General features: G+C 73.5%; 15 protein-coding genes. 2 read left to right on the top strand and 13 right to left on the bottom strand.

Features of this window, described 5'->3' with window-relative positions:
- Positions 1-36 precede the first annotated feature (36 nt).
- From BJ989_RS06870 to BJ989_RS06850, 5 genes are all read right to left on the bottom strand, one after another.
- Positions 37-1,638: a hypothetical protein gene (locus BJ989_RS06870; RefSeq protein ID WP_179517559.1), complete on the bottom strand. Its 1,602-nt coding sequence runs from the start codon at positions 1,636-1,638 to the stop codon at positions 37-39.
- Complete coding sequence (locus BJ989_RS06865; protein WP_179517558.1) at positions 1,635-2,264, bottom strand: hypothetical protein; 630 nt, start codon at positions 2,262-2,264, stop codon at positions 1,635-1,637. The genes BJ989_RS06870 and BJ989_RS06865 overlap by 4 nt, the downstream gene beginning before the upstream one ends.
- A 161-nt stretch (positions 2,265-2,425) precedes the next feature.
- Positions 2,426-3,694: a sugar ABC transporter permease gene (locus BJ989_RS06860; protein WP_179517557.1), complete on the bottom strand. Its 1,269-nt coding sequence runs from the start codon at positions 3,692-3,694 to the stop codon at positions 2,426-2,428.
- A gap of 1 nt (position 3,695) precedes the next feature.
- On the bottom strand, positions 3,696-4,514 hold the full coding sequence (locus BJ989_RS06855) for an ATP-binding cassette domain-containing protein (RefSeq protein ID WP_179517556.1): 819 nt from the start codon (positions 4,512-4,514) through the stop codon (positions 3,696-3,698).
- Positions 4,515-4,519: 5 nt separating this feature from the next.
- Positions 4,520-5,593 (bottom strand): sugar ABC transporter substrate-binding protein, encoded by a 1,074-nt coding sequence (locus BJ989_RS06850; RefSeq protein WP_179517555.1) that lies wholly within the window; start codon positions 5,591-5,593, stop codon positions 4,520-4,522.
- Between the two features lie 179 nt (positions 5,594-5,772).
- Here BJ989_RS06850 and BJ989_RS06845 point away from each other — a divergent pair, with 179 nt between their 5' ends.
- Positions 5,773-6,963, top strand: coding sequence for an ROK family transcriptional regulator (locus tag BJ989_RS06845; RefSeq protein ID WP_179517554.1), 1,191 nt, complete (start codon positions 5,773-5,775; stop codon positions 6,961-6,963).
- Positions 6,964-6,971: 8 nt separating this feature from the next.
- Here BJ989_RS06845 and BJ989_RS06840 read toward each other — a convergent pair whose 3' ends face one another.
- Positions 6,972-7,676: a UdgX family uracil-DNA binding protein gene (locus tag BJ989_RS06840; protein WP_179517553.1), complete on the bottom strand. Its 705-nt coding sequence runs from the start codon at positions 7,674-7,676 to the stop codon at positions 6,972-6,974.
- A 92-nt stretch (positions 7,677-7,768) separates the two neighbouring features.
- Between BJ989_RS06840 and BJ989_RS06835 the strand changes: the two genes are divergently transcribed.
- On the top strand, positions 7,769-8,107 hold the full coding sequence (locus BJ989_RS06835; RefSeq protein WP_343049152.1) for a DUF3140 domain-containing protein: 339 nt from the start codon (positions 7,769-7,771) through the stop codon (positions 8,105-8,107).
- A gap of 52 nt (positions 8,108-8,159) precedes the next feature.
- Here BJ989_RS06835 and BJ989_RS06830 read toward each other — a convergent pair whose 3' ends face one another.
- The 7 genes from BJ989_RS06830 to BJ989_RS06800 form a co-directional block, all read right to left on the bottom strand.
- Positions 8,160-9,515: an MFS transporter gene (locus BJ989_RS06830; protein WP_343049151.1), complete on the bottom strand. Its 1,356-nt coding sequence runs from the start codon at positions 9,513-9,515 to the stop codon at positions 8,160-8,162.
- 22 nt (positions 9,516-9,537) lie between these two features.
- Positions 9,538-11,112, bottom strand: coding sequence for a glutamine-hydrolyzing GMP synthase (gene guaA / locus BJ989_RS06825; protein ID WP_179517551.1), 1,575 nt, complete (start codon positions 11,110-11,112; stop codon positions 9,538-9,540).
- 234 nt (positions 11,113-11,346) lie between these two features.
- Positions 11,347-13,092, bottom strand: a complete 1,746-nt coding sequence (locus BJ989_RS06820; RefSeq protein WP_179517550.1) for a GMC oxidoreductase — start codon at positions 13,090-13,092, stop codon at positions 11,347-11,349.
- Positions 13,092-14,708 carry a succinic semialdehyde dehydrogenase gene (locus BJ989_RS06815; protein ID WP_179517549.1) on the bottom strand — a complete coding sequence of 539 codons (1,617 nt, stop codon included), beginning with the start codon at positions 14,706-14,708 and terminating at the stop codon, positions 13,092-13,094. Before BJ989_RS06815 ends, BJ989_RS06820 begins: the two co-directional genes overlap by 1 nt.
- A 79-nt stretch (positions 14,709-14,787) precedes the next feature.
- Positions 14,788-15,717: an alpha/beta hydrolase fold domain-containing protein gene (locus tag BJ989_RS06810; protein WP_179517548.1), complete on the bottom strand. Its 930-nt coding sequence runs from the start codon at positions 15,715-15,717 to the stop codon at positions 14,788-14,790.
- Positions 15,718-15,735: 18 nt separating this feature from the next.
- Positions 15,736-16,557 (bottom strand): carbon-nitrogen hydrolase family protein, encoded by an 822-nt coding sequence (locus tag BJ989_RS06805; protein ID WP_343049150.1) that lies wholly within the window; start codon positions 16,555-16,557, stop codon positions 15,736-15,738.
- 10 nt (positions 16,558-16,567) lie between these two features.
- Positions 16,568-17,674: a GuaB3 family IMP dehydrogenase-related protein gene (locus BJ989_RS06800; RefSeq protein WP_179517547.1), complete on the bottom strand. Its 1,107-nt coding sequence runs from the start codon at positions 17,672-17,674 to the stop codon at positions 16,568-16,570.
- Between the last annotated feature and the right edge of the window lie 15 nt (positions 17,675-17,689).

Below are 17,689 nucleotides of genomic sequence, written 5' to 3'. Positions count from 1 at the left end.
CGCGCCGAACCGTCGCCGCCCCGTGTGCGGGTCGGTTCACCACAGTGCGCGGAACCAGGACGACCCTGCTGTGCAACCACCCGCTGCGATGGCCCGCACGTTGTGAGCGGCGAACGTGTCGAGGACACGGAAGTCGTAGGTGAAGTCCACGCCCCGCAGTGCTTCGAGGTAGTCACCGGCCGACGAGGCGAGCTCACCCGCGAACGGCGGCGGCTCGCCGTCGAGCAGGCACGCCGCCTCCACCGACGCCCACGCGTCGTGGAGTCCGCCAGCCTCCGCGGTGCTGCCAGGACTCGGCGGCGACATCAGCAGTTGTTCGCGGCGCGCTCCGTCGAACGTCCGCGGCACCGCGACGCCGCACCTCAGGGCGGCCTTGACGTCCAAGGCCAGTCCGACCCGAGCCAGGGGCGGCACGGCCTGCACGCCCGGCGGCACGACGAGCGACCTGCCCAGTGCGTCGCGGTGCTCGTCGGCGAAGGCGCAGGTGCCGTACCTCTCGGTCAGGCCGCCGACGAGGCCCGGACGCGCTCCCAGGGCGAGCCCGAGCAGCGGCATCGCCTCCCGCGGGTCTGCCGGCGCCGCGACCGCCGTCGCCGCCATGAGGTCGTCCGCAGCCGCGGTCTGCCTCGCGGCTCGATCGCCGTCCACGTCGTCGCGGGAGAGTCCCCACTCCACCTGCGGCGTCCACGTGTGCGCGGTGAAGGGGGCCCCCGCCGGGAACGCGACTGCGCGTACCAACGCGTTCTCGGCGAAGTCGTCGAAACCGCCGGCCTCGACGAACTCCGCCCCCGAGCCTCCCGTCGAGGCGACGAGGCGCAGACGTTGCCGTGCCGCCTCGAACAGGTCGGAGCACGCGGCCCGAGCATCGCAGGCGGCGAGGAACGACACGGCGTGGGGAGCAATGCCGTGCTCAGGAGCACTCGCCACCAACCGCTCGGCGACCGCAGCCGGATCCCCACCCGAGTGCAACAGGACGCGGACGAGGTCGTCGACCGAGAGAACGGCGGGCGGTACGCCATCCGCATGCAGCGGCCACCGTGGCGCACCCTCGTCGCAAGCACCGAAGTCGACGGTCCTGACGACGCGGGCGACCTCGATCGGCAACGGGGTGGCGAAGGGTCCGCAGGGCAGCTCGGCCTCTGATCCGAGCCGGCCCAGCGCCAACCGGGCGAGCAACGTCGACTGCAGCCCGGCGACGCTCGCTCGAGTCGGGTCGGCGTCGAAGCCGGCTCGGGCGGCACTCTCGACGGCAAGCGCCTGCGCCTCCACCGTCGCCGCAGCACGGCGGTGGTCGCGAGCCACCAGTGCTGCCTCGTAGAGGAGGGCGGCGAAGGCCGGGTCGCCGCGGCGTCTCCTGCCTTCGGCTGCGAGGTCCTCGTCGACACGTTCGTCGAGGAACACCGACGTCCGCTCCCACGAGTCGAGGCGACGCAGCGTGAGCTCGGCGACGAGCGCGTCCCACGGCCGCCGCGGCCCCAGACCCGGCTCCGAGAGGTCGAGGCCCGCAGCAGTGTGGTCGACCACCACGTCGGCGAGGCGTTCCTGGAAGGGGGTCCACGCCGCCGCGTCCGGCGCCCTCGAGCACGACGTGACGAGGAGGACGAGCAGCGCGGCCCCCGCCAGGCGGCGCCGACTCAACAGGCCGTGACCTTCCGGACGCGCTGGACCGGCGCGTAGGTGAAGTTGTAGTTGGGGGCGTGCACCGTGCCGAGACCGGCCAACTGCGCGTAGTTGCAGTAGGTCCCGCTCATCTCGATCGTCCCACCGTGGACGAGCCGCGCAGGCCGGTTGCTGCTCGACGTGGTGATGACGTGCTTCTTGACCTCGGACCCGAGACTGCAGCTGACACCTGTCTCGACCCCGATGTTGTTGCCGTCCTTGTCGCGCCCGTAGTTGACCTTCGCGCTGGCGTCGCACCCCGTGACCTTGACGCTCGACACGCGGTACTCGGTGCGGAGCTTCTGGTAGCCAGCGGTCGCGGCGTACTGACCGTAGGGAGCCGCGGTTCCGCAGGCGTTGAAGTACAGCTCCGAACGCGAGTCCTTCCAGGTGAAGGTGTACCCGCTCCAGCCGAGGTCGGCTGTGTAGTTGCCCCGCAAGACGACACCAGCCGTGCGGATCGGACTGAGGGAACCGCACGAGATGGTGTTGGAGTACCGGTAGTCGCCGGCCTGGGCAGGCGAGACGACGGCAGAGCTGGTACCTACTCCGACCACAGCGGTGAGGAGGGCAGCAGCGAGAGCAGAGAAGCGACGAATGCGCATGGGAGACCCCCGAGAACGTGGCGTGCCCCCCCGATGAGGCACGCGCAGCGCGCTCAGCATGGTCGTCCGGATCCAGACCGTCAACCCACACGCACGGACCCGGGCGCGCCGAACCGCCGCCGGGCGGCTGGGACCCGACGGCGGCTGGCTGACAGGAAGGGCTAACCGCGCCCGCTGGCCGCGCGCGCCCGGCGCGAGACCGAGTCGATGGCGACCGCCAGGAGCAGGACGCCGCCGGTCACCATGAAGCGCACCGAGGAGTCCACGCCGAGCAGGTTGAGCCCGTTCTGGATCGAGGTGAGCACCAGGATCCCGAGCAGTGCGGAGTACGCCGAGCCCCGGCCGCCGAAGAGGCTCGTGCCGCCGATGACCGCGGCCGCGATGGCCGTCAGGTTGGTGTCGCCGAGGCCGCTGCCCTGCGAGACCGAGGTGACCTGGGCTGCGGCGAGCAGCCCACCGAGGGCCGCCAGCGTCGAGGTGCCGACGAAGGCGGTGGTGTAGACGAAGCCCACCTTGATGCCCGAGCGGCGCGCCGCCTCCTCGTTGCCGCCGACCGCGAAGAGGTGGCGACCCCAGGTGGTGCGGCGCAGCGCGAGGTCCATCAGCACCACCAGCAGCACGAAGAACAGCCACAGGTAGGGCCAGCCGCGGCTCACGCCGAGGTAGGAGGTGAGGAACGCGAGGCCGGCGCCCAGCGCCACGGTGCGCACCGCGATGAGCGGCACCCACGGCGTGGACAGCCCCGCCGCCGACCGCGAGCGGTAGGTCGCGAGCTGCGAGGCGAGGAAGACCAGCGTGATCACCGCGACGAGCGCGTAGGCCGCGCCGCCGCTGAGGAACTGGAACCGTGCCAGGTCGACCAGGAAGCTGTCGCGCGACAGGTTGATCGTGCCGTTGTCGCCCAGGGTGTAGAGCAGCAGGCCCTGGAAGCCGAGCAGGCCGGCGAGCGAGAAGACGAACGACGGGACGCCCACCCGCACGTAGAGGAAGGCGTAGAGGAGCCCGATGAGCACGCCGGCCGCGATGGCGACCGCCATGCCCTGCCAGATCGGGCGGCCCTGGTTGACCGTCAGCACGGCCATGAGCGCCGCGGTGAAGCCGCTCACGGCGCCGACGGAGAGGTCGATCTCGCCGAGCAGCAGCACGAGCACGATGCCCAGCGAGATCACGCCGACCGGGGCGGCGAACTGCATGATGCCCTCGAGGTTGCGCGAGGACAGGAAGACCGGCTCGAGGGAGTAGAAGACGACCGCGATGACGACGAGGCCGAGGACGACGGGCAGGCTGCCGAGCTCGCCGGAGCGCAGCCGCTGCGCCGTCGCCCGCAGGTAGCCTCCGACCCCCTGGGTCGCGATCAGCCGCTCGTCGGCCTGGTCGAGGCGCGGCGCCGGGGTGGCGACGGGCGTGGTGGCGGTGGTGCTGTCGGTCATCTCAGGACTCCTCGCGGCCGCGGCCGGCGCGGGCCGCCACGACGTTGTCGGACGCACCGGTGATCGCGGCGACCAGCTGCTCGGTGCTCACCTCGGTGGTGCGGAACTCCGCGGCGTTGCGGCCGAGGCGCATGACCACGATCCGGTCGGCCACGGCCTGCACGTCGGCCATGTTGTGGCTGATGAGCACCACGCCGAGGCCCTGCTCGCGCAGCCGCTCGACGAGGTTGAGCACCTCGGCGGTCTGGGCGACGCCGAGCGCGGCGGTGGGCTCGTCGAGCATCACCACCTTCGGCTTGCCGACGAGGGCGCGGGCGATCGCGACCGTCTGGCGCTGCCCACCCGAGAGGGAGGCGATCGGGATGCGCACCGAGGGGATCTTGGCCGACAGGCTGCGCAGCAGCCGCCACGACTCCTGCTCCATGCCGACCTCGTCGATGAACGGACCGCGACGCCGCTCCTGGCCCAGGAACAGGTTGGCGACGACGTCGAGGTTGTCGCACAGCGCGAGGTCCTGGAAGACGGTGGCGATGCCGAGGGCCTGCGCCTCGCCGGGGCCGCCCACCGTGACCTTGCGCCCGGAGAAGGTGATGTCGCCGGCGTCGGGCTGGTAGACGCCCGACATCACCTTGACCAGCGTCGACTTGCCGGCGCCGTTGTCGCCGACCAGCGCCACGACCTCGCCGGGGTGCACGTCGAAGTGGACGTCGGTCAGCGCCTGCACGGCGCCGAACCGCTTGCTGACCCCGGTCAGGGACAGCACGGGCTCGGTGGAGCCCGCGCTGTCCCCGGTGGGGCTCGTGTGGAGCGGGACGGTCATGGGAGTCAGCTCAGACCGATCTCGGCGCACGCGTCGGCGTACTCCGGGGTGCAGATGTCCTCCACGGACCAGAAGCCCTCGTCGACGAGCAGCTGCACGTTGTCCTGGGTGACGACGACCGGGTCGAAGATGAACGACGGCACGCCCTGGAAGTCCTCGGTGTCGGAGACCTCCTCGCCCTGGGCGAGGGCGACGGCCACCTCGGCGGCCTTCTCGGCCTCGGTCTTGATCGACTTGTAGACGGTCATGAACTGCTCACCGGCCACGATGCGCTGCACCGCGGCCAGCTCGGCGTCCTGACCGGTGACCGGCGGGAGGTCCGCCGGGGCGACACCCGCACCGGTGAGGGCCGCGATCGCGCCGCCTGCGGTGCCGTCGTTGGCTGCGTAGACGCCGTCGATGGTGTCGGCGCCCACCTTCGCGATCGTGTCGGTCACGAACTGCTGCGCGTTGCCCGGCTCCCACTGCACCGTGTCGTACTCCGCGACGACCTCCAGGCCCGACTCGTCGATCACCGAGTGGGCACCGGCCTTGAACTGGCCCGCGTTGGCGTCGTCGGGCGACCCGTTGACCATGAGGATGCGACCGGTGTCGCCGACGGCCTCCACGAGGGCCTCGCCCTGCAGGCGGCCGACCTGCTCGTTGTCGAAGGACATGTAGTAGTCGGCGCCGTCGATGAAGCGGTCGTAGGCGATGACCGGGATGTCCTGGGACTGGGCGTCGGCGACCGAGGCCGAGATCGCCTCGCCGTCGACCGGGTCGAGGACCAGCACGTCCGCACCCTGGGTGATCGCGCTGTCGACCTGCTCTGCCTGCGCGTCCTTGTCCTGGTCGGCGTTGAAGTAGAGCACCTCGCAGTCGGCGCACAGCTCCTCGACCTTGGCCTCGAAGATCGGGCGGTCGAAGGTCTCGTAGCGGGCGTTCTGGGTCTCGGGCAGGAAGAACGCGATCGTGGCGGCGTCGCCGCCCTCGCCGCCGCCGCCGCCGGCGGCGTCGTTGGCGCCGCAGGCCGACAGGCCGACGGATCCGATCACGAGCGCAGCGACCGAGACTGCGAAGCGGTGCGTGGTGCGGGTCATGCAGTGCTCCTAGGGCCGTGGGGCCGGCCGCGGTGACCGGCCCGGTGGTGGACTGCGACGAGTGTGGAACGAGTTGCGCTTGTCGTCAAGAGTCGAACAGTAGATCGTTCCAACCGTTCGACAGAAGCCCTTTGCGCACGACTCTTGACGTCGAGCGGACCATGGGTCACAGTTCCGCCATGCCCCCCACGACGCGGATCGACGGTGCCGCCGCACCCGCCGCGCCCGGGTCGACGGCGTCGCTGCGCGTCGCCAACCAGCAGCGCGTGCTCGGCGTCCTGCGCCAGATCACGCACGAGGACGACCCGGTCACCCAGGCCGACCTGGCGCGCCGCACCGGCCTCGCGCCCGCCACGGTGTCCGGCATCGTCCGCGAGCTCGACGCGGCCCGGATGGTGACCACCGAGCCCGGCCGCGGTCGGCGGGGCACCACCGTGCGCATCGCGCGCAGCGCCGGTCTCGTGGCCGGCGTCGACTTCGGCCACAGCCACCTCTCCGTCGCCGTCGCCGACCTCACCGGCACCGTGCTGGCCGAGGTGCGCCGGCCCCTGCACCCCGGCCACGACCACCGCGACGGCCTGGCACTGGCCCGCCAGCTGCTCGACGGCGTGCTGGCGGAGCACACCCACGCGGGCGAGCACCTGCGCGCCGTCGGCCTCGGCCTGCCGGCCCCGATCACCGACGGCGTCGTGCGCTCGTCGGCGATCCTGCCCGGCTGGGTCGGGATCGACGCGGCGGCGGCCGCCGGCGAGGCCTTCGGCGCCCCCGTCCACACGGAGAACGACGCCAACCTCGGCGCGCTCGCCGAGCACCGCCGCGGCGTCGCGCGCGGCACCGCCAGCTCGGTCTTCGTCAAGATCTCCTCCGGCGTCGGCGCCGGCATCGTCCTGGAGGACCGGATCTTCCGCGGCAGCGGCGGCACCGCGGGCGAGGTCGGCCACCTCACCCTCGACGAGCAGGGCCCGGTGTGCCGCTGCGGCAGCCGCGGCTGCCTCGAGGCCTACGCCTCGATCCCCACGATCCAGCAGATGATGGCCGGCCAGCTGCCCGACGCCACGCTCGACGACGTGGTCGCGGCGGCCCGGGGCGGCAACGTCGCCGCGCTGCGCAGCTTCGAGGACGCCGGGCTGCACCTCGGCTGGGGCGTCGCCAGCGTCGTGAACCTGCTCAACCCCGACCTCGTCGTCATCGGCGGTGAGCTCGCACGCGCGGGGGACCTGCTGCTCGACTCCGTGCGGCTCGGCCTGCGCCGCCACGCCCTCGACGCGGTCGCCGCGACCCCCGTGCTCGCGAGCACGCTGGGTGAGCGGGCCTCCCTCGTCGGCGCCGCGATCCTCGCCGCCGAGCAGGTCGAGCTGCTGCCGGGCTGAGGCCCGGGCTACCGCAGCTGGTCGGCCACCAGCCGCAGGTCGGCGACCAGGCCGGCGAGCGCGTCGTCGCGCTGGGCCGGGTCGGCCCGCAGCACGGCCGCCGGGTGGGTCGTCGCGACGACCCACGGCGGGTCACCCGCCTCGCCCGCACCACCGGCGACCCCACCGGCCGGACCGTCCGGCACCCCGTCGCCACCCCACCCCTCGGGCCACTCGAGCAGCCGACCGCGGGACTCCCCGACGCGGAAGGACGCGCCGTACACCGCCTTGCCCGCGGTGCCGCCCAGGAGCACGACTCCCTCGGGGCGCACCACGCCGAGCTCGGCGACCAGCCACGGGGCGCACGCGCGCACGTGGGCCTGGGCGGGCGACTTGTGGAGCCGCTGCTTCCCTCGCGTCCCCGACCACCGGAAGTGCTTCACCACGTTGGTGCGGTAGACCGCGGCGGGGTCGAGCCCGGCCTGCCCGAGGGCCTCGACGAGCAAGCGCCCGGCCGGGCCGACGAACGGCATGCCCTCCTGGTCCTCCCGGTCACCCGGCTGCTCGCCGAGCAGCACCAGCCGGGCGTCGTGCGCACCGCGACCCGGCACCGCCTGGGTCGCGTCGCGGTGCAGCTCGCAGCCCCGGCACGCCTGCAGCGCCTCGGCCAGCGCGGCCAGACCCGGCCGCTCGGGCACCCACTGCGCGGCCCCGGGCCGCTCCTCGCTGCTCACACCGCGAGGTTCCCGCCGGGGGTCGGGTCATGTGCCCGGCGAGGGCGGGTACCGCACCGGCGACCGCACCACCGACCCCAGGAGGACGCACCGTGGCCGAGACCATCGTCGAGGACGAGCTGTGGGACGAGTTCCACCGCGTCGTGAACATGACCTCGCGCGAGCTGCGCGACTGGTTGATGGTCGACAGCGCCGACGAGGACTCCGAGGCCGAGCCCGACCACGCCGGGTCACCCCTCGGCCAGCGGGTGCTCGCGATCCTCGGCAAGCGCCGCGCCGACTGCACACCCGACGACGTCGAGGTGATGGAGAAGGTCGTCGAGCGCGTGCTCAGCCAGCGCCGTGAGGACCTCGAGCCCACCGCGGGCCAGGCCGCGTGGCGCCACCGGCTGATGCGGGTCGGGCACGACCCGCTGAAGCCGGTCGACTGACCGCCCACCCGCGCACGACGCACTCCGGCGCCGCGCCCGGCCGACCACCCGGTCAGTCGAGCGCGGCGCCGGTGCGTTCGGGCAGGCCCCACGTGGCCGCGGCGGCGAGCACGAAGAAGGCACCGAAGACCGCGAACAGCACCGGCTCTCCCCCGACCGCGAGCAGTGGCGGCACCGAGAGCGGCGCCGCGATCGAGGCCAGCCGGCCGAAGCCCGCGGCCGCGCCGACGCCGGTCGCGCGCAGCGGCGTCGGGTAGACCTCCGGCGAGACCGCGTAGAGCGCGCCCCACGCGCCGAGGTTGCAGAAGGACAGCGCGAGCCCGGCGAGCAGCACCCCGCGCTCGGTGTCGGCGGTGCCGAAGGCCAGGGCCGCCCCCGCCGAGCCGAGCAGGAACGTCGACAGGGTCAGCCGGCGTCCCCACACCTCGACCAGCACCGCCGCGACGAGGTAGCCCGGGAGCTGTGCGAGCGTGATGACGAGGGTGAAGCCGAAGGAGCGCACCAGGTCCATCCCGGAGGCGACGAGCAGGGTCGGCAGCCAGAGGAAGGCGCCGTAGTAGGACCAGTTCGTGCCGAACCACACCGCCCACATCGACGCGGTCGCCCGTCGGCGGCCGGGCGCCCACACCGCGGCCGGCCCCGGGCGCGGCGGGGGTGGGGTCGGCTGCTGCTCGGTGACCGGGTGGGCGGGCGCCGTCACCCCGGCCGACTCCTCGAAGCGCCGCACGGCCGCCTCGGCCTCGGCGTGCCGCCCGCGCGACTCGAGGAAGCGCACCGACTCGGGCAGGCCGAGCCGCACCACCACCGACCAGAGCGCCGGCGCCGCGCCGAGGGCGAGCGCCCAGCGCCACCCGTCGTCACTGGTGGGCACGACGAGGTAGCCGATCAGCGCGGCGAGGGTCCACCCGACCGCCCAGAACGACTCGAGCGCGACCACGACCCGGCCGCGGATGCGCGCGGGGGCGTACTCGCTGACCAACGTCGAGGCCACCGGCAGCTCGGCGCCGAGCCCGAGGCCGATGAGGAAGCGGAAGACCAGCAGTGCCCCCACCGACCAGGAGAGGGCCGCGGCGCCGGTCGCCACGCCGTACACGAGGAGGGTGAGCGCGAAGACCTGTCGCCGCCCGAGCCGGTCGGCCAGCAGTCCGCCCAGGCTCGCGCCGACGGCCATGCCGGCGAAGCCCACGGAGGCGATCCACGACAGCGTCGTCGGGCCGAGGTCCCACTGCACGGCGAGCGCGGCCATGACGAAGCCGATGAGCCCGACGTCCATGGCGTCGAGCGCCCAGCCCACGCCGGAGCCGGCGACGAGCCTCCCGTGGGCGCGGGTGAAGGGCAGCGCGTCGAGGCGCTCCTGACGGGTCGGCGCGGCCGCCGGGCCGAGCGCAGGGGGTACGGCGTGGCTCACCGCAGCGAGGTACCCGGCGGGCTCACTCCCACTCGATCGTGCCCGGCGGCTTGGAGGTGATGTCGACCGTGACGCGATTGACCTCGGCGACCTCGTTGGTGATGCGGGTCGAGATGCGCTCCATCACCTCGTAGGGCAGCCGGGCCCAGTCGGCGGTCATCGCGTCCTCGGAGGTGACCGGGCGCAGCACGACCGGGTGGCCGTAGGTGCGGCCGTCGCCCTGGACGCCGACGGAGCGGACGTCGGCGAGCAGCACGACCGGCATCTGCCAGATGTCGCGGTCGAGCCCGGCGGCGGTGAGCTCCTCGCGGGCGATGGCATCGGCCTCGCGGAGGATCGCGAGGCGGTCGGCGGTGACCTCACCGATGATGCGGATGCCCAGGCCAGGGCCCGGGAAGGGGTGGCGCCACACGATCTCGGCCGGCAGGCCGAGCTGCTCGCCGACGAGGCGGACCTCGTCCTTGAAGAGGGTGCGCAGCGGCTCGACGAGCTCGAACTCGAGGTCGTCGGGCAGGCCGCCGACGTTGTGGTGGCTCTTGATGTTGTGGGTGCCGGCGCCGCCGCCCGACTCGACGACGTCGGGGTAGAGCGTGCCCTGCACGAGGAACGCCACCTTCTCCCCCGCCTCCGCGGCGTCGCCGAGCACCTCGGCCTCGGCGGCCTCGAAGACGCGGATGAACTCGCGCCCGATGGTCTTGCGCTTCTCCTCGGGGTCGCTGACGCCGGCGAGCGCGTCGAGGAAGCGCCGCTGGGCGTCGACGACGTGCAGCGAGACGCCGGTGGCGGCGACGAAGTCGCGCTCGACCTGCTCGGCCTCGCCCTTGCGCAGCAGGCCGTGGTCGACGAAGACGCAGGTCAGCCGGTCGCCGATCGCGCGCTGCACCAGCGCGGCCGCGACGGCCGAGTCGACGCCGCCGGAGAGCCCGCAGATCGCCCGGCCGGTCTCCCCCACCTGGGCGCGGATCGCCTCGACCTGCTCCTCGACGATGTTGACCATCGTCCACGTCGGGCGGCAGCCGGCGATCTCGTGGAGGAAGTGCTCCAGCACGCCCTGGCCGTGCTCGGTGTGGAGCACCTCGGGGTGCCACTGCACGCCGGCCAGGCGGCGCGACACGTCCTCGAAGGCGGCCACCGGGGTCACGTCGGTCGAGGCGAGCACGGTGAAGCCCTCCGGCGCCGCGGTCACGGAGTCGCCGTGCGACATCCAGACCCGGTGCTCGGCCGGCACGTCGGAGAGCAGCGTGCCGTGCTCGGAGACCCGCACGCCGGTGCGGCCGTACTCCCGCGCGCCGGTCGGCGAGACCTCACCCCCGAGGCCCTGCGCCATCAGCTGGAAGCCGTAGCACATCCCGAAGACCGGCACCCCGGCGGTGAACACGCCGGTGTCGATGCCCGGCGCCCCGTCGGCGTAGACCGACGACGGACCGCCGGACAGGATGATCGCCTTCGGGCGCCGGGCCAGCATCTCCTCGACGGGCACGGTGTGCGGCACGATCTCGGAGTAGACCCGCGCCTCCCGCACCCGCCGGGCGATGAGCTGGGCGTACTGCGCGCCGAAGTCGACGACGAGGACGAGGTCGTGGTCCGGAGTGGTCACCGCCGGAGGATATCGACTGCGGCGGGGGTGCCTCGACACGGCCGCCCCGCCCGAAAACGCACCAGGGCCCGGCCGGGGAGGGAGGGTGGCCGGGCCCTGGTGTGTCCGCGCGTCTGCGGACAGCGCTGCGGACAACGGGAGCCGGCCTGGGAGGGAGCTTGCTGCCGGTTCCGATGGTCTCAACGAGGGGTACGACGGGGGGTTACGGCGGGTGACGACCAATTTCTGCGCGCGTCAGCTGACGCCCACAATGGGCAGCCGCAGCGCCCCGGGAGCCGCCTCCGGCACGGCCGGGTGTAGCGGCGGGACGGGGGGCACGCGCTCGTAGGCGGCCCCCAGCGGCGGGCGCCGGTCGGCCTCGCCCTTGTTGGGCCACAACGACATCGCGCGCTCCGCCTGGGCGGTGATCGTCAGCGACGGGTTGACGCCGAGGTTGGCCGAGATCGTCGACCCGTCGACGATGTGCAGCCCGGGGTAGCCGTGGACGCGGTGGTAGGGGTCGACCACACCGGTCTCGGCGCTCTCCCCGATCGTGCAGCCGCCGATGAAGTGGGCGGTCAGCGGCATCCCGAAGGGCTCGCCGATCGTGCCGCCCGGCGTGCCGTCGATGGTCTCGGCCATCTTGCGCACGGCCTCGTTGGCCACCGGGATGAAGGTCGGGTTGGGCTGGCCGTGGCCCTGCTTCGAGCTCATCCGCCACCCGAAGGGGGTCTTCTTCGGCACCGTGGTGATCGAGTTGTCGAGCGTCTGCATCACCAGCGCGATGACCGTGCGCTCCGACCAGTGCTTGAGGTCGTAGAGGTCGCGCACGTTGCGGCGCTGGGTCCACAGCTCGCGCAGCCACGTGCGCCAGCGCGGCTCGCCGTCGACCTCGTCGGTCAGGACGGTCTGCATCAGGGCCATCGCGTTGGAGCCGACGCCGTAGCGGCACGGCTCGATGTGGGTGACCTCGTCGGGGTGGAAGGAGGAGGTGATCGCGACGCCCCGCGTGAAGTCGTGGCCCGCGTCGGCCGGGGAGATCGCGCCGAGGATGGCCTCGGAGTTGGTGCGGGTCAGCACGCCGAGCCGGTCGGAGATGCGGGGCAGGTCGCCCTCGCCCTTCAGCTTGTGCAGCAACTTCTGCGTGCCCAGCGCGGCCGCGGCGAAGACGACGTGCTCCGCGGTGTAGGTGCGGGTGGCGCGGTCCTTGCCGAAGCGCGACACCTTGGCCTTGGTCCAGCGGGCGTCGACGCGGTAGCCGCCGCCGTCGAGCGGGCGTACGCGGGTGACCGTGGTGAGCGGGTGCACGACGGCGCCCTGCTGCTCGGCGAGGTAGAGGTAGTTCTTGACCAGGGTGTTCTTCGCGCCGTGGCGGCACCCGGTCATGCACTGACCGCAGTCGGTGCAGGTCTTGCGGTCCGGCCCGGCGCCGCCGAAGTAGGGGTCGCCCACCGGCTTGCCGCCGGTCTCGCCGGGCTCACCGAAGAGCACGCCGACCGGGGTCGGGTGGAAGGTGTGGCCGACACCCATCTCCTCGGCGACCTTCTGCATGACGTCGTCGTTGGCGGTGCGGGTGGGGTTCTCCACCACGCCGAGCATCCGCTTGGCCTGGTCGTAGAACGGGGCCAGCTCGGACTTCCAGTCGGTGATGTGCGACCACGACGGGTCGCGGTAGAACGGGTCGAGGGGCTCGTAGAGGGTGTTGGCGTAGACCAGCGAGCCGCCGCCGACACCGGCGCCGGCGAGGATGAGGCAGTCCTTCACCGCGTCGATGCGCTGGATGCCGTACATCCCGAGGGCCGGCGCCCAGACGAACTTCTTCAGGTCCCACGAGGTGGTGGCGAAGTCCTCGTCGCGGTAGCGCGGGCCGGCCTCGAGCACCGCGACGCGGTAGCCCTTCTCGGTCAGCCGCAGCGCCGTGACCGAGCCGCCGAAGCCCGAGCCGACGACCAGGACGTCGTAGTCGAACGCGCGGTGCGCTCCGGTGCCGTCGACCCTCATCAGGCCCTCCCGAGCTTCTTCATCAGGCGCAGGTTCGCGGTCATGACCTTGCCGTAGGTCTTGTCGGACACCCCGCGCGGCGGTGCGAGGGCCATCCCGCGCTGGGTGGCGACGGACTGGCTCTCGGTGTAGCGCCAGATGCCCTCGGCGCCCTGGCGGCGGCCCATGCCCGACTGGCGCATGCCGCCCATCGGGGAGTCGACCGAGGCGAAGGTGGCACCGAAGGCCTCGTTGACGTTGACCGTGCCGCACTTCACCTGCGCGGCCAGGGCGCGGGCGCGGCCGCCGTCACGGCTGAAGATCGAGCCGTTCAGGCCGTAGTCGCCGTCGTTGGCACGGGCGACCGCCTCGGCCTCGTCGTGGAAGCGGTAGAGCGAGACGACCGGCCCGAAGGTCTCGTCGCCGAAGCAGGCCATCTCGGGGGTGACGCCCTCCAGGATGGTCGGCTCGTAGAAGAACGGGCCGAGGTCGGGCCGGGCGCGACCGCCGGCGAGGACCCGGGCGCCCTTGGCGACCGCGTCGTCGACGTGGGCCGTGACCGCGGCGAGCTGCTCGGCCGAGATGAGCGAACCCATGTCGACGCCCCACTCCAGGCTCGCACCCAGCGTCATCGCCTCGGTGCGGGCGACGAAGCGCTCGACGAAGCGGTCGTAGACCTGGTCGGCCACGAAGAACCGCTCGGCGGAGACGCACAGCTGACCGGCGTTGGAGAAGGCGGCGCGCACGGCGCCCTCGGCCGCCCGCTCGAGGTCGGCGTCGCGCAGGACGAGGAAGGGGTTCTTGCCACCCAGCTCGAGCGAGCAGCCGATGAGCCGCTCGGCGCAGCCGGCCGCGACGCGCTTGCCGGTGGCCGTCGAGCCGGTGAAGCAGACGTAGTCGGCCTTGCCGATGATCGAGGTGCCGACGACCGACCCGGGACCGGCCACGACCTGCCACAGGTCGCGCGGGAAGCCCGCCTCCTCGAGCAGCTGGCCGCCCAGGAGCGCGGTCAGCATCGTCTGCGCGTCGGGCTTGGCCACCACCGCGTTGCCCGCGAGCAACGCCGGGATGCCGTCGCACAGCGCCATGGTGAAGGGGTAGTTCCACGGCGAGATGATGCCGACGACGCCCTTCGGCACCCGGTTGACCTCGACGCGGGTCAGGCCCGGGACGATGCCGAGCTTGCGCTGGGTGTCGAGGTGGTCGTGGGCGGTCCGGGCGTAGTAGCGCGCGGTGAGCGCGACGTGGAGCACCTCGTCGAAGGCGTGCTTGCGGGCCTTGCCCGACTCGAGCACCACGAGGTCGCAGATCTCGTCCTGCCGGTCGAGCACGAGGTCGTGCAGGCGCAGCAGCACCGCGGCGCGGTCGTCGAGCGAGGTGCGCGCCCAGGCCTCCTGCGCGCGGCGGGCGCGCGCGAAGGCCTCCACCACGTCGGCCTCGCTCGACTGGGGCACGTGCGCCAGCGGCTTGCCGTCCATCGGGGAGCTGACCGCCTTGGTCTCCCCCGAGGTGGCCCGCACGCGCCCGGTCAGCGCGGCGACGTAGGCCGGCTCCAGCGCGTAGGTCGCGGTGGGGTCGTGCTCGGGGTCCTGCGGACCGTCGAGCAGCGGGTCCGGCGTGGGGTTCTGGGCGGTCATGTACCGAGAGTATGTGACCGTCGTCGCCCTGCCTACCTCTCGGTAGCGAGCGTGCTCATCGACACATCGTGCCGACTTGTCAACCGACCCTGCTCGCCCGGTGCCGCACGAGGTCGCGCAACCGTCGACGGGTGCGCCGCGCCTCAGGGATGGCCCGGGTGACCCAGACGTGGAACATGCTGGGCCGCTCGTGCACGCGCACCGTGACGTCGGCGGAGCGTGCCCGCTCCGCCAGCCGGTCGACCGCCGGGCGCAGGATGTCCTGGTCGCCGACGAAGAGGTCGACGGGCGGGAGGCCGTCGAGGTCGAGGTGGACGGGGCTCACCCACGGGTGCCCCGGGTCGCACTCCCCCGCCCAGCGGCGGCCCGCCTCGCGCAGTCCCGACTCGGCCAGCATCGGGTCGGAGCTCTCGAGCCCGCGGACCTCGTCCTCGGCGAGCTCGGCGTCGAGCCACGGCGACAGCGCGAGGACGCCGGCGGGCACGGGCCCGGCGCCGTCGACCAGGCGGCGCGCCAGCGCGAGCACGAGGGCGCCCCCGGCGGAGTCGCCGGCCAGCACGGTCGGCAGGTCGGTGGCGCCGTCCTCGCGCACCACCTCCAGCAGGTGCGGCAGGCCGTCGTCGAGCGTCGCCCCGGGAGCCAGCGGGTAGGCGGGCAGGACCACCTCCGCCGGCGCCCGCACCAGGGCGCGGACCAGTCGCCAGTAGTCGGGCGTCAGCGGGTGGACGTAGCCGCCGCCGTGCACGTAGACCACCCGCGCGACCGGCCGGCCCCGGCGTGGTCGCACGACCCACACCGGCAGGCCGTGGCGTTCGCTGCGCCGCACCCGGGTCAGCAGCCGGGTCAGCCGGGTGGGCGGTGCGTCGCCGGACTCCTGCAGCCGGCGGGCCTGGTCGAGCGTGTGCTGCGCCCCCTCGAAGGCGGTCTTGTCGCGGTGCAGCCACATGCCCTTCACGTAGAGCCGCGTCCACGGGTGGGCGCGGCGCTCGTCGACGTCCCAGGTGAGCATGCGGGGCGGTACCCGCCCTCAGCGCAGGTGACGCGTGCCCAGGTCGCTGCGGCGGTCGCGCAGCATCGGGTGCGCCTCCTGCACCTGCGCGACGACGTCGGTGTCGACGTCGGCGATCGCCAGCCCCTCCTCCTCGCCGAGCCGCGCCAGCACCCGGCCCTCGGGGTCGACGACGGCCGACCCGCCGGTGAACCGCAGGGCGCCGCACCGGCCCGTGAGCCCGGAGAGCACGGCGTACACGCCGTTCTCGAGGGCGCGGGACGCGACGTGCAGGTCGCGGCGGTGCTCGCCACCGGGGAACCACGCGGCGGAGGTGAGGTAGGCCTGCGCACCGTCGGCGGCGGCCGCGCGGGCGTGCTCGGGGAAGCAGCCGTCGTAGCAGATCGACAGCCCGAGCCGGACGCCGTCGACCTCCACGCTCGCGCCGGCGTCGCCGACCACGAAGTGGCGCCGCTCGAGGCCGTCGAGGTGCTGCTTGTCGTAGGCCGCGACGACCTCGCCGCCCGGTCTCACGACCAGCGACGACAGCGTGCGCCGGGTGCCGCGGTCCAGCGCGGTGGACACCACGACGACGACGTCGCCGTCGGTCGCCGCCTGCTGCAGCTCGGCGAGCCAGCCGCCCACGGGGCCGGAGAGGTCGCGGGGTGCGGGCAGCGGACCGGCGAACGCGCCCGGCTCGTGACCGGTGAGGAACGCCTCGGGCAGCACGAGCACCCGGGCGCCCTCGGCGGCGGCGCGGGTGGTGAGCCGGGCCGCCGTGGCGGCGTTGGCCCGCACCGTGGTCTCGTCGCCGCCGGGCCGCGCCTCGGCCTGGCCGGCGGCGACGCGCAGCACCGTCACGGGCGGGCGCTCACTCGACGACGACCTCGACGCGCTGGAACTCCTTGAGGTCGGTGTAGCCGGTCGTGGCCATCGAGCGGCGCAGCGCGCCGACGAGGTTCATCGTGCCGTCGGCGACCGCCGAGGGGCCGAAGAGGATCTGCTCGAGGGAGCCGACGGTGCCGAACTCCACGCGCTCGCCGCGCGGCAGCTCCGGGTGCCACGCCTCGGCGCCCCAGTGGAAGCCACGACCCGGCGCCTCGTCGGCTCGAGCCAGCGGCGAGCCCACCATGACGGCGTCGGCGCCGCAGGCCACGGCCTTGGCGATGTCGCCCGAGCGGCCGATCGAGCCGTCGGCGATGACGTGGACGTAGCGACCGCCCGACTCGTCGAGGTAGTCGCGGCGCGCGGCGGCGACGTCGGCGACCGCGGAGGCCATCGGCACCCGCACGCCCAGGACGGTGCGCGTGGTGTGGGCCGCTCCCCCGCCGAAGCCGACCAGCACGCCGGCCGCGCCGGTGCGCATGAGGTGCAGCGCCGCCTGGTGGGTGGCGCAGCCGCCGACGATGACCGGCACGTCGAGCTCGTAGATGAACTCCTTGAGGTTCAGCGGCTCGGCCTGGCTCGAGACGTGCTCGGCGGAGACCGTCGTGCCGCGGATGACGAACATGTCGACGCCGGCGTCCACGACCGTCTTCGCGAACTCCTTCGTGCGCTGCGGCGAGAGCGCGCCCGCCACGGTGACCCCGGCGTCGCGCATCTGGCGCAGCCGCTCCCCGACGAGCTCGGCCTTGACCGGCTCGGCGTACACCTCCTGCATGCGGCGGGTGGCGTCGACGCCGTGCAGCCCGGCGATCTCCTCGAGCAGCGGCGTCGGGTCGGCGTAGCGGGTCCACAGGCCCTCGAGGTCGAGCACGCCGAGGCCGCCGAGGCGGCCCAGCGCGATCGCGGTCTCCGGCGACATCACGGAGTCCATCGGCGCGGCGATCACCGGGATCTCGAAGCGGTAGGCGTCGATCTGCCAGGCGACGCTGACCTCCTCGGGGTCGCGGGTGCGCCGGGAGGGCACGATCGCGACGTCGTCGAAGGACCAGGCGCGCCGGGCGCGCTTGGCCCGGCCGATCTCGATCTCGGTCATGGGCGGCAGCCTATC

Source organism: Nocardioides perillae, from assembly GCF_013409425.1.
GTDB classification, from domain to species: Bacteria; Actinomycetota; Actinomycetes; order Propionibacteriales; family Nocardioidaceae; genus Nocardioides; species Nocardioides perillae.
Note: the sequence above shows the minus strand (reverse complement) of the source record. Positions and strands in the feature narration are given on the sequence as shown.